This window comes from Burkholderia sp. MSMB1835 (assembly GCF_001526365.1).
In the GTDB taxonomy this organism is placed as follows: domain Bacteria; phylum Pseudomonadota; class Gammaproteobacteria; order Burkholderiales; family Burkholderiaceae; genus Burkholderia.
Genome location: NZ_LOYP01000038.1, coordinates 1 through 13,859, shown reverse-complemented (window position 1 = coordinate 13,859; position 13,859 = coordinate 1). Strand labels below are relative to the sequence as shown.

The following is a 13,859-nucleotide window of genomic DNA, read 5'->3' as shown; positions in this document are numbered from 1 at the left end:
CATTCGCGACCGCACGGGCTAGCGAGCCCCCGTCGAACGCCTGCGCTTCGTATTCGGCAACGGCTCGTGCTGCATCGGCCCTTTGACGAGTTCGCTCATCGCGTCGCGGATCCAGCGGTTGGCCGGCTCGTGATGAAAGCGCGGATGCCAGTGCAGATAAAGCTCGTACGTGGGTGCCGGGAAGGGCAGCGGCAACAGTTTGACGTTCACGAGCTCCGCGAAGCGCCGCCCGACGGCCTGAGGCACCGCCGCAATCATGTCCGACCCGGCGACGACGAACGGCACGCCGATGAAACGCGGCGTACTGAAGCGGACGTTGACGCGAATCCCGAGGCGCTCGTGCGTGCGAGCCAGCACGTCCTGCTCGCGGCCTTCGGGGTGCACCATCACGTGCGCGGCGGCACGGTACTGATCGAGCGACAGCGTGTCCCCGATTTCCGAATGACCGTCGCGGGCGATACACACGTACGAATGCCGGTACAGCGCCTTGCGCTTCAGCGATTCGCTGTTCAACCCCGGAAAGTAACCGATCGCGAGGTCGACGTCGCCACTCGCCAGCCCTTCCTCCAGTTCCGCCATGCCGAGCGCGACCGTCTTGATGCTCACGTGCGGCGCAACCCTGTCGAGAAAGTGCTCGAGGCGGGGCAGGAACACCATTTCGCCGATGTCCGACATACACAGCACGAAGTTTCGCGACGACTCGGCGGGACGAAATTCGGGCATCGGCAGGATTTCGGTCTGCACCAGACCCAGTAGCCGCGCCACCGGCTCGCCGAGCGCCTGCGCGCGCGGCGTCGGCTCCATGCCGCGGCCCGTGCGCACGAACAGCGGGTCCTCGAACAGCTCGCGCAGCTTCGACAACGCGTAGCTCATCGCCGGCTGGCTGAGCCCGATGCTGACGCCCGCCTGCGTCACATGGCGCTTTTTCAGCAGCGCATCGAACACTTTCAGCAGATTCAGATCGACCTGACGAATATCCATGGTTTGGATGATACCTATCGATTTCACATAATTGACGGATTTTATCGGGCTTCCTACCATCGTTTCCACAACAAAGGAGTGAGACACCATGTCCGATGGACGCAAGCCGCAACCCCCGTTGCGCAGCAATTTCCCGCGCGGTTCCTACCTCGGCGCGGTGCGCGCCGCCCAGTGGCGCAATCTCGGCATCAGCGAGGAAGACCTCGACAAGCCGAAAATCGCCATCGTCAATTCCTCGTCCGAACTCGCCACCTGCTTCAGCCACCTCGACGGCATCGCCGCGCAACTGAAACAGGCGATCCGCGCCGCGGGCGCGCTGCCGTTCGAGATCCGCACTGCGGCGCCGAGCGACTTCATCACCGGCGCGGGCGCGCGCGGCGCCTACATGCTGGCCGCGCGCGACCTCGTCACGAACGACATCGAAGTGGCCGTCGAGGGCGCGCAGCTCGACGGCATGGTGTGCCTCGCGTCGTGCGACAAGACCGTGCCGGGCCAGCTGATGGCCGCCGCGCGGCTGAATATCCCGACCATCGTCGTCGCGTGCGGTTATCAGCCGAGCGGCGAATATCGCGGCGAGCACGTGGACATCGAGGACGTGTTCGTCGGCGCGATGCATGCGCTGACCGGCAAGCTGCCCGTCGAGGACCTGATCGGCATGAGCCAGAACGCGATTCGCGGCCCCGGCGTGTGTTCGGGCCTCGGCACGGCAAACTCGATGCACATGGTCAGCGAGGCGCTCGGCATGTCGTTGCCCGGCAGCACACCGGTCGCCGCCAACAGCGACAGGATGTTCGCGTTCGTGCGCGAAGCCGGCGCGCGCATCGTGGAGATGGTGCGCGACGACCTGAAGCCGCGCGACATCCTCACGCGCGGTGCGTTCGGGAATGCAGTGAAGACGGTGCTTGCGGTCGGCGGCTCGATCAATACGGTCAAGCACTTGCAGGCGATCGCGGCCGAAGGCCGGCTCGACGTCGACGTGTACGCGCTGTTCGAAGAATTCGCCGCGCAGATCCCGGTGCTGACCGGCGTGCGTCCGGTCGGTGCGCATACGATCGAACAACTGGAGGCGGCGGGCGGCGGGCGCGGCGTGATGAAGCGACTCGAAGCCTGGCTCGACACCGGTGCGCTGACGGTGACCGGGCGCACGGTGAAGGACAACCTCGCCGATGCGCGCGTCGCCGACGACGACGTGATCCGTCCGCCGCAGCGCGCGTTCGCGAACCATCCGGCCATCGTGCTGGTGCGCGGCAACCTCGCACCGCAAGCCGGCATCGTCAAATTCGGCATCTCGCCGACCAAGCAGCGCGCGTTCACCGGCGACGCGATCTGCTTCTCGACCTCCGACGAGGCGATCGCCGCGATCAAGGACGGCCGCGTGCAACCGGGCAAGGTCGTCGTGATGCGCGGCGCGGGCGTGTGCGGCGGCCCGGCGATGGGTGGCGGGGCGTCGCGCGTGGTGTTCGCGATCGACGGCGCGGGCTTGTCCGAGCAGGTCGCGATGCTCACCGACGGGCATCTGTCGGGGCTGGTCTGCAAGGGGCTGGTGGTCGCGGAAGTGGCGCCGGAAGCCGCGACCGGCGGCCCGCTCGCATTCGTCGAGGACGGCGACACGATCGAAATCGATCTGGACCGGCGTGTCTGCGATCTGAAGATCGACGAAGCCGAACTGGCGCGCCGCCGCGCCGCGTGGCAGCGACCCGCGCCGGTCAACGATACCGGTTGGCTGAAGATCTACCGCGCGACGGTCGGCACGATGCCGCAAGGCGCGGTGCTCGGCGCTGACCGGCCGGCCCGGGAGCGTTGAGATGAGCGACGAAACCGCAATCGACATCGGCACGGTGATCGAGCGGCAGCAGACCACCCGCTTCGGCGTGCTGCTGATCGTCGCGATGGGCGTGATGATGATGACCGAGGGCTACGACCTCGCCGCGATGGCGTTCGCGGCCCCGGCGCTCAGCCGCGCGTGGCACCTTGAACACGGCGTGCTCGGCCCGGTGTTCGGCGCATTCGTGTTCGGCACGATGATCGGCGCGTTCGTGCTCGGCTATCTTGGCGACGTGATCGGCCGCAAACGCATGATCGTGATCGGCAGCGTCGTGCTCGCGGGCTTCACGCTCGCCGCGTCGCGCGCAACCGGCCTCGAACAGCTGCTGGTGCTGCGATTTCTGGCGGGCATCGGCATCGGCGGCGTGGTGCCGAACGCGATCGCGTACACGACGGAGTTCGCGCCGAAACGCTGGCGCGCGACGTGGGTCACGCTGATGTATTCCGGCTATACGATCGGCAGCAGCGCGGGCGGTCTCGTGTCGGCGTGGCTCGTCCCGAAGTTCGGCTGGCAGGTCGTTTTCGTGATCGGCGGCATCGCGCCGCTCGTGTCGAGCGCGATGTTGTGGTGGGCGGTGCCGGAGTCGATCCGCTTCCTGACGCTCAAGGGCCGTCACGCCGAAGTCGCGGGAATCGTCGCGCGGATCGCGCCGGGCGTCGTCGTCGCGCCGCGTGCCCGCTTCGTGATCGGCGGCGCGTCGCAGGCTCACGCACACGAGCGCCGCCGCGACGGCTCGCTGCGGCTGCTGTTCGCGGGCCGGCTGCGCGCGCTGACGCCGGTGCTGTGGGCCGTCTACATCGCGAACTCGATGGCGCTGTTCTTTCTCAGTAGCTGGCTGCCGGCGCTGATCGAAAGCGTGGGTCTCGCGCCGCGCGACGCGGCGCTCGTCTCGACGATGTTCCAGCTTGGCGGCACGCTCGGCGGGCTCGCACTGATGCGCTTCGTCGACACGCGCGGCGCCATCATCATCACCGTGCTGCCGCTCGTCGGTACGCCGCTCGTCGCGTTGCTCGGCACCGGACTGCCCGCTCCGATGCTGGTCGCGGCGGTGTTCCTGACCGGCTTCACGGTGGTCGGCACGCAGTTTGGCCTGAACGCGGTCGCGGCGCTCGTCTATCCGACCGCGCTGCGCGCCAAAGGCACGGGCGCGGCGGTCGGCATCCAGAAGATCGGCGCGATCGCCGGGCCGGTGATCGGCGGGATGCTGATGTCCGCGCATCTGCCGGTCGAGCGGATGTTCTTCCTCGGCGCGGTACCGGTCGCATGCGTCGCGCTGCTCGCGTTCGCGCTCGGCCGCCTGCATCGTCGTCGCGACGATGCAGCACCGGACAATTCTCAGACAGGAGCTGCCCATGTCGCTTGAAGTCGTTCCCATTGATGCCGCGCGTCCGGATTTCGTCGGCCTCGCGAACGGCATCGATCTGACGGCGCCCGTTTCCGAATCGCTCGCGTGCGCGATCGACGCCGCGATGAACCGCTACGCGGTGCTGGTGTTCCGCGGTCAGCCGCTCACGCAGGACCAGCAGCTCGCGTTCGCGCGTGCGCTCGGGCCGCTCGATTTCGGTTTCAAACGCGTGGCGCGTCCGCATGCGCGGCTCGCATACCCGGAACTCGCGGACATCTCGAACGTGGACGAGTCCGGACGGATCGCGGACCGCGCGCACCGGCGCATCGTCGGGAATCTCGCGAACCAGCTGTGGCACAGCGACAGTTCGTTTCAGCAACCGGCGGCGCGCTATTCGATGCTGCATGCGGTCGTCGTGCCGGAGTGGGGCGGCGAGACCGAGTACGCGGACATGCGCGCCGCGTGGGATGCGCTCGAACCTCGCACGCAACGCGAACTCGACGGGCTCGAAGCGGAACACTACGCGCTGCACTCGCGCTTCCTGCTCGGCGATACCGACTACACCGACGAGCAGCGCAACGCGTTGCCGCCGGTGCGCTGGCCGCTCGTGCGCAAGCACGCCGGATCGGGGCGCCGGCATCTGTTCATCGGCGCGCACGCGACGCATGTCGTCGATCGCACGCTGGCCGAAGGCCGCGTGTTGCTGATGGACCTGCTCGAACATGCGACCGCACGTCGTTTCGTGTATTCGCATCGCTGGCAGCCCGGCGACCTCGTGATCTGGGACAACCGGTGCACGCTGCACCGCGGCCGCCGTCACGACCCGTCGGTGCGCCGCGAACTGCGACGCGCGACGACGGTCGACGTCGACCGGCACGCGGCGCCACCGGCGGAGCAACTCGAACCTGTACAGGGAGCATGATAAATGCAGTTGAACGACGACGAACGGGCGATGCTCGATGGCCGCGACGGCGCGGCCGTGCAGCGTGCGATGGATCTGCTGGTGCGCTACGGCGAAGCGCTCGGCGCGTCCCGCCTGGTGGACACGAACAACGTGTGCGGCACGGTCGGCGCGACGATGCCGTTCCTGCGCGATTACGCGGCCAAGCACGGCGGTCTCGACGCGGTGTTTTCCGAATTCAACCTCGATAGCCCCGAGGTGGTCGAGGTGCCGAAGGCGAAGGTGTTCAGCAGCCATCTGCAGCAGGGGCTGGACCCTCAGCATGCGCAGCGTCAGGGCGTCGACGGCGAGATCGTGAAGCTGTACCGCCAGGGCGAGGCGTTCACGGGGCGGCTCGGCATTCAGCCGCTCAATACCTGCGCGCCGTACCTGACCGGCAACGTGCCGGTGCGCGGCGAGCATTGCGCGTGGATGGAGTCGTCCGCGGTGATCTACATCAACGCGGTGCTCGGCGCGCGCACCAATGCCGAGGGGCGGGAGAGCACCGGCGCCGCGATGCTGACCGGCAAGATTCCGTACTGGGGCCTGCACCTCGACGAAAACCGCGGCGGCACGCATCTGATCGAACTCGACGTCGACGTGAACACGGTGCAGGACTGGGGGCTGCTCGGCTACTACGTCGGCGAACTCGTGCAGGACCGCATTCCGGTGATCGACGGGCTGCGCGACGTGCCGAACTTGCCGAAGCTCAAGCACTTCGGCGCGGCCGCGGCCTCGTCGGGCGGCGTCGAGATGTACCACATCGTCGGCCAGACGCCGGAGGCGCGCACGCGCGACGAAGCGTTTCGCGGCCGCAAGCCGGTCGAGACGATCCGCTACGGCGCGGCCGAGCGGCGCATCGCGTACGAGCGCGTCAACACCACCGCGAAAGACGCCCAGGTCGACTTCGTGATGCTCGGCTGTCCGCACTATTCGATCGAGCAGATCTGGGAGGTCTGCCAGTTGCTCGAAGGCCGCCGTATCGGCGCGAATACCGAACTGTGGATATTCACCGCGCGCGCGACCCGGCAGTTGGCGGACCAGGCCGGCTATACGAAGCTGATCGAGGACGCGGGCGGAGTGCTGATGACCGACACATGCTCGGCGATCGGCCGCGTGATGCCCAAGGGCACGCGCGTCGTCGCGCTCGACTCGGCGAAGCAGGCGCACTACCTGCCGGCGATCATGGGCGTGCAGGCCTGGTTCGGCACCACGGCCGATTGTATCGACGCCGCGGTGAGCGGCCGCTGGAACGGAGGGCTGCGCGCATGAGCACGCACCACGGCATGAATGACAAGGCCGGCACGCCGGTCGTGCTGCGCGGACGCAAGGTGGTCGGCGGCTGTGTCGAGGGCGAGGCGCTCGTCACGCGCGACCGTATCTCCGGCTGGGGCGGCATCGACCCGCGCACCGGCACGATCATCGAGACGCGTCACGAGCTGCGCGGCCAGAGCTTCGCGAACAAGGTGCTGGTATTTCCCGGCGCGAAGGGTTCGTCGGGATGGTCCAGCCAGTTCCATATCGCGCGGATCGCCGGCACCGCGCCGGCCGCGATGCTGTTCAACGAAATGACCACGAAGATCGCGCTCGGCGCGGTGGTGACCCACGCGCCGTCGCTGACCGACTTCGACATCGATCCGCTCGACGTGATCGAAACGGGCGACTGGGTGCGCGTCGATGCCGAGCGTGGCGTCGTCGAAGTGCTCAAGCGCGGCCGCGCCTGATTCCGGCGCGCGGCGTCGCCCGCGCGCCACCACGGTGGATTTTCAAGGAGAACATGTTTTGAACACGGGTACTCGTATCGTCCGCCGCGACGGCCGACCGACGGGCTGGAAACTTGACGCCGACGTATGCATCGTCGGCGCGGGCATCGCCGGCACCTCGGCGGCGCTCGAAGCGGCCGCGCTGGGCCGCAAGGTCGTGCTGGTCGACAGTCTGCCCGCGCTCGGCGGCCAGGCGGTCAACTCGATCATCGGCACGTTCTGCGGGCTGTTCTCGAACGGACCGAAGCGTTTCCAGGTGACGCACGGCATCGCGGACGGCATCCTGCGCGATCTCGGCGAGAAGGGCGCGCTGCACTACAAGGAAGGGCCGCTGACGACCGTCGTGCTGTACGACGAAGTCGCGCTCGCGCGCTGGATCGAGCAGAGGATTCTCGACGCAGGCATCACCGTCGTGCTCGGCGCCGTGTTGCGCGACGTGGTACGCGAAGGGCGGCGGGTGCGCGAGCTCGACGTCGCGACGCGCTATGGCGACGTGCGCATCGCGGCCGACGGCTTCGTCGACGCGAGCGGCGATGCCGCGCTCACGTGGCTGGCCGGGTTCGACTGCCAGGAGCCGGAAACGCCGATTCGCGGTACGCAGATGATCGTGCTCGAGAACCTCGACGAGACCGATCTGCCGACGCCGACCGCGTTTCGCGAGCGCGTCGAGGAAAAGGCGCACGCGTATGGGCTGGAGCGCAAGGACGGGCTCGTGTTCTATTTCCGTGGCCGCAACATCGGCATTGCGAACATGACGCACATCGAGACGCCCCTCGACCCGATGGCGGCGTCGCGCACCGCACTCGTCGGCCGCGATCAGGCGGACCGCGCATTCGAGTTTCTGCGCGCCGAGTATCCGCACATCTATCGCAACGCGCACATCCGCAGCTACGGGCTGCCGGGCATCCGGCAGACGCGCTGGATCGTCGGCGCCCAGCAGTTGAACTCGGCGGACGTGATCGCCGCCACGCAGTTTCCGGACGCGGTCGCACGCACCTCTTGGCCGATCGAATTGCACGATCGCGCCGAAGGCTACGAATGGAAGCCGTTCGGCGACGACCATCTGCATACCGTGCCGTTCGGCAGCCTCGTCGTGAAGGATGCGGACAACCTGATCGCGGTCGGCCGCTGCATCGACGCGGACGCGACCGCGCTGTCGAGTGTGCGGGTGATGGGACCGTGCATCGCGATGGGCGCGGCCGCGGCACACGCGTTCGACCTCGCGGATGGCGGCAGTGTCCACGACATCGATCGCGGCATGCTGCGCGAGCGACTCGCCGACAACGTCGATCGAATCGATCCACCGCATCTGAAGAACTGACGCACGACTAGCCGGCGGCGCGGCAATACCAAAGAGGTGCATCGGGCGCTCCGCAACGCGCGCTCGCGACCAGCACCCACTGCCGCGCCGGCCAGAGACGCAATGACGGAACGCGCGACGCGCCGGATCTGCCGGCGCGCCGACGCGGTACCTGAGGAGGAGACGATGATTCAAACCCTGCCCGATGCGCGCACGGTGGACGTGTCGCGCCTGATCGACGAACAGCGGATCGGCCGCTTCGCGTTCGTGCTGATCGCGTCGACGTGGCTCGTGATGCTGACCGACGGCTACGAGCTCAGTGCGCTGGCGTTCGCCGCGCCTTCGCTGATTCGCGCATGGCACATCGAGCGCAGCGTGCTCGGGCCGGTGTTCGGCGCCAACGTCTTCGGCATCATGATCGGCTCGATCCTGTTCGGCTATATCGGCGACCGGATCGGACGCAAGCGCGCGATCCTGTTCGGTGCGTGCTGGTACGGGCTCGTCACGCTCGCGACCGCATGGGCATCGAGTGTCGACCACCTGCTGTGGCTGCGCTTCGCTGCGGGCATCGGCATCGGCGGTGCGGTGCCGAACGCGTTCGTGCTCGTATCGGAATTCGCGCCGAAACGATTGCGGGCCACCTGGGTCACGCTGATGTTCACCGGTTATACGCTCGGGGCGGGCTTCGGCGGCGGCGTCGCCGTATGGCTCGTGCCGCACTTCGGCTGGCCGGCGGTATTCGTGGTCGGCGGGCTCGCGCCGCTCGCGGTGGCTGCCGCGCTGTCGTTCGTGATGCCGGAGTCGCTGCGCTATCAGGTGCTCAACGGCTGGCCGCGCGACCGTATTGCCACGACCGCCGCACGCGTGCGGCCCGAACTCGTATTGCCGCCGGATGCGCGCTTCGTCGTGACCGACGAGCGCCGCGTCGCGAAGTTCTCCTCGCGCCTGCTGTTCGCCGGCCGCTTGCGCTACGTGACCACCGCGTTGTGGCTCGCGTACATCGCGAATTCGATGGCGCTGTTCTTCCTGCAAAACTGGCTGCCGGTGCTGATCGAGGCGACCGGCGTTGCCGCCCATCGCGCCGCGCTGATGACCACGCTGTTCTCGGTCGGCGGCACGCTCGGCGGCCTCGTACTGATGCGCTTCATCGACCGCCATGGCGTGCGGCTCGTCACCTGCCTGCCGCTCGTCGGTTTTCCGCTCGTCGCCGCGCTCGGCATGAACCTCGATACGGCGTGGCTGACGGCCGCCGTGTTCGGCGTCGGCTTTTGCGTCGCCGGCACTCAGGCCGGCCTCAATGCCGTCGCGTCGATCGTCTATCCGACCAGCTTCCGCTCGAAAGGCACCGGCACCGCGATCGGCGTGGCCAAGATCGGCTCGATCTCGGGCCCGATGATCGGCGGGATGCTGCTCGCCGCGCATGTGCCGGTGCGCGAGCTGTTCCAGGTCGCGGCGCTGCCGGTCGTCACCGTCGCGGCGCTGATGTTCATGCTCGGTCGCATGTACCGGCCGGGCGACACGCACGACGACGGGCTCGCGGCGTGCGATCCCGCGGGCGCCGAGCCTTCGCTGCCTGCGGCGGAACGCTAGGAATAGCGGCAGCGGCGGGGGAGGCCGGGGGCGCCGTGCCGCGCACGGTCGCCGGAGCGATACATGCGGCGCGTTCGCGCCCGACGCTCGCTCCCGCCGCCTTCGATCCGCATCACCTCACTCCATCGAAACCGGAGAAGCACGATGAAAACAGCAGTCTGCACTGCTGCGGCGGCTTGCGCCCTCGCGGCGCCGTTCGTGGTCCATGCGCAAAGCTCGGTCACGCTGTACGGCATCATCGATACGGGCATCGCCTGGACGAATACGGTCGCGTCGTCGATCAGGACGCAGGGCGCGTCGCGCTGGTCGATGGCGACCGGCTGGGGCAGCGGCGACCGCCTGGGTTTCCTCGGACGCGAGGATCTCGGCGGCGGCCTCTCCGCAGTGTTCCAGCTCGAAGCGGGTTTCAGCGGATTGAACGGCACGTCTTCGCAGGGCGGCCGGCTGTTCGGGCGGCAGGCGTACGTCGGCTTGTCAAGCAAGCAGTACGGCAAGCTGACGCTCGGCCGTCAGTATGACTACACGTTCGACTACGTCGCACCGCTGATGGCGTGGCTTCAGTTCGGCAGCATCTACGGCGCACACATCGGAGACGTCGACGATAGCTTCCAGACGTTTCGCCTGAACAACAGCGTCAAGTACGAGGCGAGTCCGCTCGCGGGACTGAAGCTGGGCGCGATCTATGCGTTCAGCAACCAGGCGGGCGGCGGCGCCGGGCAGGGCTTCGCTAACAACCGCGCGTACGGCTTCGGGCTCGATTACCTGCGCGGACCGTTGCATGTGGTCGCGAGCTACCTGCAACTGAACAATCCGTCGGCAGGTATTGCGTCGTCGGGGAACAATCCGAACGGCGCGATCGGCGACGAGTACAGTGGCTCGACCAGCATCTTCTACAACGCGGGGTTCGTCGAGCGTCAGCGAATCTCGGCGCTGGGCGCCGGCTATTCGTTCGGCGCCGCAGCGGTGAATCTGGTCGTCACCGACACGCGCCTCGTTTATCGCGGCGGCCACGGCCTGCGCATCGACAACTACGAGATCAACGGGCGCTACAACTTCACACCGGTGCTGATCGGCGGGGTCGGCTACATCTTCACGGATGGCCACGGGTATGCCGGTAGCGGCGCGACGTCGTTCGCGACCGGCGACCGACCGAAATGGCATCAAGTGGATGCGGGCGTCACCTACCTGCTGTCGAAGCGCACGGATCTGCACATGTCGATGGTCTATCAGCGGCGAGCCGGCGATGCGAGCACTGTCGCGATCAACTTCTTCGGACCGGCGGGGGTGGGGCGTAGCAGTCAGATCGCGGTGCTGGCGGGGCTGCGGCATCGTTTCTAGCGTACGAACGGCGCGCGGCGGGCCTGCGCGCGTTGCCGAACGGGACAGCATCGTCGCGACGAGCAGCGAATAGGCCGCCGAGTATGAAATCGCGCCGACGCAACGCTTTACGCGTCTTTCAGCCAGGGCATTTCCACGGGCGACACGACCAGTTGCCGGAATTCGCGCTTCAGATCGAAGATGAATCCGACGAGGATCATGGAGTCGGCGTAAGGAATCGGAAAGACATGCGGATTTTCCGGCGTACGCAGCAGACGATCGGGGGTGTCCGCCGTCGCCGCGGCATTCTCGCGAACGCTTTCCAACTCGTCGGCCATGGCCACGCCACTCACTTGCAGCACACGGCTGCGCAGGTCGCTGAAGGGCTCGATGCGCGCAGCGTCTTCGTGATATTCGGGCACTTCGTAAACGAACCAGGACATTGTCGTCTCCCATGAGAAGGCGCGCTATTCTAACGCTACGCGAGAATCCATCGAAAATCGAGGCCGCCCACTTCTCCAAGCCTATCCACGAGCCCCGCGAGGTCATCGCATCTCGAGCGGAGCGCAGCAACGTCACACTTCGGATAACGTCTGATGCGCCGCGCGAACAACCGCATCGACCGTAATGTCGAACTTGTCGTACACGCCCTTGATTTTCCCGGACTCGCCGAAGCTGTGCATGCCGACGAACCGGCCTTCCGGACCGATGTACCGCTCCCATCCCAGTTCGACCGCCGCCTCGACCGCCACCCTCGCGGGAGAAGCGCCCAGCACGGCCCGCTGGTAATCGCGTGGCTGCTCCTCGAACAGCAGGCGGCACGGCATCGATACGACGGCCGTCGGCACGCCTTCGTGCTGCAGGACGTCGCGTGCCTGGACGGCGAGGTCGACTTCCGAACCTGTCGCAAGCAACGTGAGCTGGCGCGGTCCGCCATCGGCCTCCCGCAAAATATACGCGCCCCGTGCCGACTTGTTGTCGTTTCCAGGCTCGTTGCGCAGGAGCGGGACCGGCTGTCGTGACAATGCGAGGAGGGCAGCCCTGCGGGGCTGTTCGAGAATCAGTTCCCAGCATTCTGCCGTTTCGACCGGATCGGCCGGCCGATAGACGGCGAGTTGGGGAATGGCCCGAAGGGCGGCAAGGTGCTCGACGGGTTGATGAGTCGGACCGTCTTCGCCGAGACCGATGGAATCGTGCGTCATCACGAAGATGGACCGCACCCGCATCATCGCGCTCAACCGGATCGCCGGTCGACAGTAGTCCGAAAAACAAAGGAACGTGCCACCGTACGGAATGAGGCCGCCATGAAGGGCAATGCCGTTCATGGCGGCGGCCATACCGTGTTCGCGGACGCCGTAATGAAGGTATGAACCGTTGAACCGGCCGGGCTCGATCGCGATTTGCTTCTTCGTCTTCGTATTGTTGGACTGCGTAAGATCCGCCGAGCCGCCCAGCAATTCCGGAATCGCGTCGACGAGACGATCGAGCACTTCACCGCTGGCCTTGCGAGTGGCCATTGCACTGCCACTGACGATAAACGCCTGCCGTGCCGCCTCGATCGCCGCCTTCCAGTTATCCGGAAGCCTTCCGGCATTGCGCCGGTCGAATTCGGCACGCAGCGCGTGCGGCGCCTGGCGGACCCGCTCCTCCCACGCGAGCCTCGTCTTGCGGCCGCGCGCGCCGATCTCCCGCCACGCTTTCAGGAGGTCATCCGGAATTTCAAACGGGGGCGAATGCCAATCGAGGGCCTGGCGTGCGCCCGCGATTTCATCCTCGCCCGGGGCGTCGCTATGGGCTTTCTCGGTTCCAGCCTTCGTCGGAAAGCCGAATCCGATGACCGTCCTGCATGCGATCAAGGTCGGTCGATCATGCGTCGTCCGGGCCGTCTCGATAGCGTTCCGTATCGCGTCCGTGTCGTGGCCGTCGATTTCCAGGACGTGCCATCCGGCTGAGTGAAAACGCTCGATCTCGTTGTCCGAGACCGCGAGCCTGGTGGCGCCGTCGATGGAAATCGAATTGTTGTCCCAGAACGCGATCAGTCGGCCCAACCGGAGGTGGCCGGCCAACGAAATGGCCTCGTGGCTGATGCCTTCCATCAGGCAACCGTCACCGAGAAATACGTACGTGTAGTGATCGACGAGATCGTCGCCGAAGTGCGCATTCATCACGCGCTCGGCCAACGCCATGCCGACGGCGTCCGCGATGCCTTGTCCGAGGGGGCCGGTAGTCAGTTCGATTCCCTCGGCGTGCGAGTACTCCGGATGACCGGGTGTCTTGCTGCCGACTTGCCGGAACCGCTTCAGCTCGTCGATGGTCATGTCCGAATAGCCCGTCAGATAGAGCAGGCTGTAGAGGAGCATCGACGCATGTCCGTTCGAAAGCACAAACCGGTCTCGGTCGATCCAGTGAGGGTCCGATGCATCGAATTGCATGAACTCCTTGAACAGGACCGTCGCGACGTCAGCCAACCCCATTGGCGCACCAGGATGGCCGCTGTTGGCTTTCTGGACTGCATCCATGGCGAGAAAGCGGATACAGTTCGCCAGCGCGCGCAGATGGGGGTCTCGTGGGGACGGCACCGCTTTCGCAGTCGTCCCGGAATTTGCGGTGGGATCGCTCATCTGTTCTCCTATGTTGGCTGGGGAAAGATGAGGCGACGGTGCAATATGCATACCTTCTGGACGGCGGCGAGGATATGGGAGAGTTAGGATTCGACCCTTTTGTCATACCCGGATTCAGATGTCGTAGCGCCAGCTAAATACAGATGTCGCATGTTTCATCGGCCTTTCCATCCTTTA

The 13,859-nt window shown here is 66.5% G+C and carries 11 protein-coding genes; 8 read left to right on the top strand and 3 right to left on the bottom strand.

Features of this window, described 5'->3' with window-relative positions; translation table 11 throughout:
- Positions 1-18: 18 nt before the first annotated feature.
- Positions 19-1,110 carry a LysR family transcriptional regulator gene (locus tag WS96_RS15395; protein ID WP_257127989.1) on the bottom strand — a complete coding sequence of 364 codons (1,092 nt, stop codon included), beginning with the start codon at positions 1,108-1,110 and terminating at the stop codon, positions 19-21.
- Between WS96_RS15395 and ilvD the strand changes: the two genes are divergently transcribed.
- The 8 genes from ilvD (at position 1,070) to WS96_RS15355 (ending at position 11,082) form a co-directional block, all read left to right on the top strand.
- A complete protein-coding gene (ilvD, locus tag WS96_RS15390) occupies positions 1,070-2,785 on the top strand; it encodes a dihydroxy-acid dehydratase (protein WP_059833539.1) in 1,716 nt (571 codons plus the stop codon). The genes WS96_RS15395 and ilvD overlap by 41 nt on opposite strands.
- A 1-nt stretch (position 2,786) precedes the next feature.
- Entirely contained in the window at positions 2,787-4,169 is a 1,383-nt protein-coding gene (locus WS96_RS15385; protein WP_059833537.1) for an MFS transporter, read from the top strand.
- Complete coding sequence (locus WS96_RS15380) at positions 4,159-5,073, top strand: TauD/TfdA dioxygenase family protein (RefSeq protein WP_059833535.1); 915 nt, start codon at positions 4,159-4,161, stop codon at positions 5,071-5,073. The genes WS96_RS15385 and WS96_RS15380 overlap by 11 nt, the downstream gene beginning before the upstream one ends.
- Before the next feature lie 3 nt (positions 5,074-5,076).
- The gene (locus tag WS96_RS15375; RefSeq protein ID WP_059833533.1) at positions 5,077-6,363 is read left to right on the top strand and encodes an aconitase X; all 1,287 of its coding nucleotides are present in this window, start codon (positions 5,077-5,079) and stop codon (positions 6,361-6,363) included.
- Positions 6,360-6,815, top strand: a complete 456-nt coding sequence (locus WS96_RS15370; protein ID WP_082720266.1) for an aconitase X swivel domain-containing protein — start codon at positions 6,360-6,362, stop codon at positions 6,813-6,815. The genes WS96_RS15375 and WS96_RS15370 overlap by 4 nt, the downstream gene beginning before the upstream one ends.
- A gap of 34 nt (positions 6,816-6,849) precedes the next feature.
- Positions 6,850-8,175, top strand: a complete 1,326-nt coding sequence (locus WS96_RS15365; RefSeq protein WP_059833531.1) for an FAD-dependent oxidoreductase — start codon at positions 6,850-6,852, stop codon at positions 8,173-8,175.
- A gap of 165 nt (positions 8,176-8,340) precedes the next feature.
- Positions 8,341-9,744, top strand: a complete 1,404-nt coding sequence (locus WS96_RS15360; protein WP_059833696.1) for an MFS transporter — start codon at positions 8,341-8,343, stop codon at positions 9,742-9,744.
- Between the two features lie 144 nt (positions 9,745-9,888).
- Positions 9,889-11,082, top strand: coding sequence for a porin (locus WS96_RS15355; RefSeq protein WP_059833529.1), 1,194 nt, complete (start codon positions 9,889-9,891; stop codon positions 11,080-11,082).
- A gap of 107 nt (positions 11,083-11,189) precedes the next feature.
- Here WS96_RS15355 and WS96_RS15350 read toward each other — a convergent pair whose 3' ends face one another.
- Positions 11,190-11,504, bottom strand: coding sequence for a hypothetical protein (locus WS96_RS15350; protein ID WP_059833527.1), 315 nt, complete (start codon positions 11,502-11,504; stop codon positions 11,190-11,192).
- 132 nt (positions 11,505-11,636) lie between these two features.
- A complete protein-coding gene (tkt, locus tag WS96_RS15345) occupies positions 11,637-13,682 on the bottom strand; it encodes a transketolase (protein WP_059833525.1) in 2,046 nt (681 codons plus the stop codon).
- Positions 13,683-13,859 lie beyond the last annotated feature (177 nt).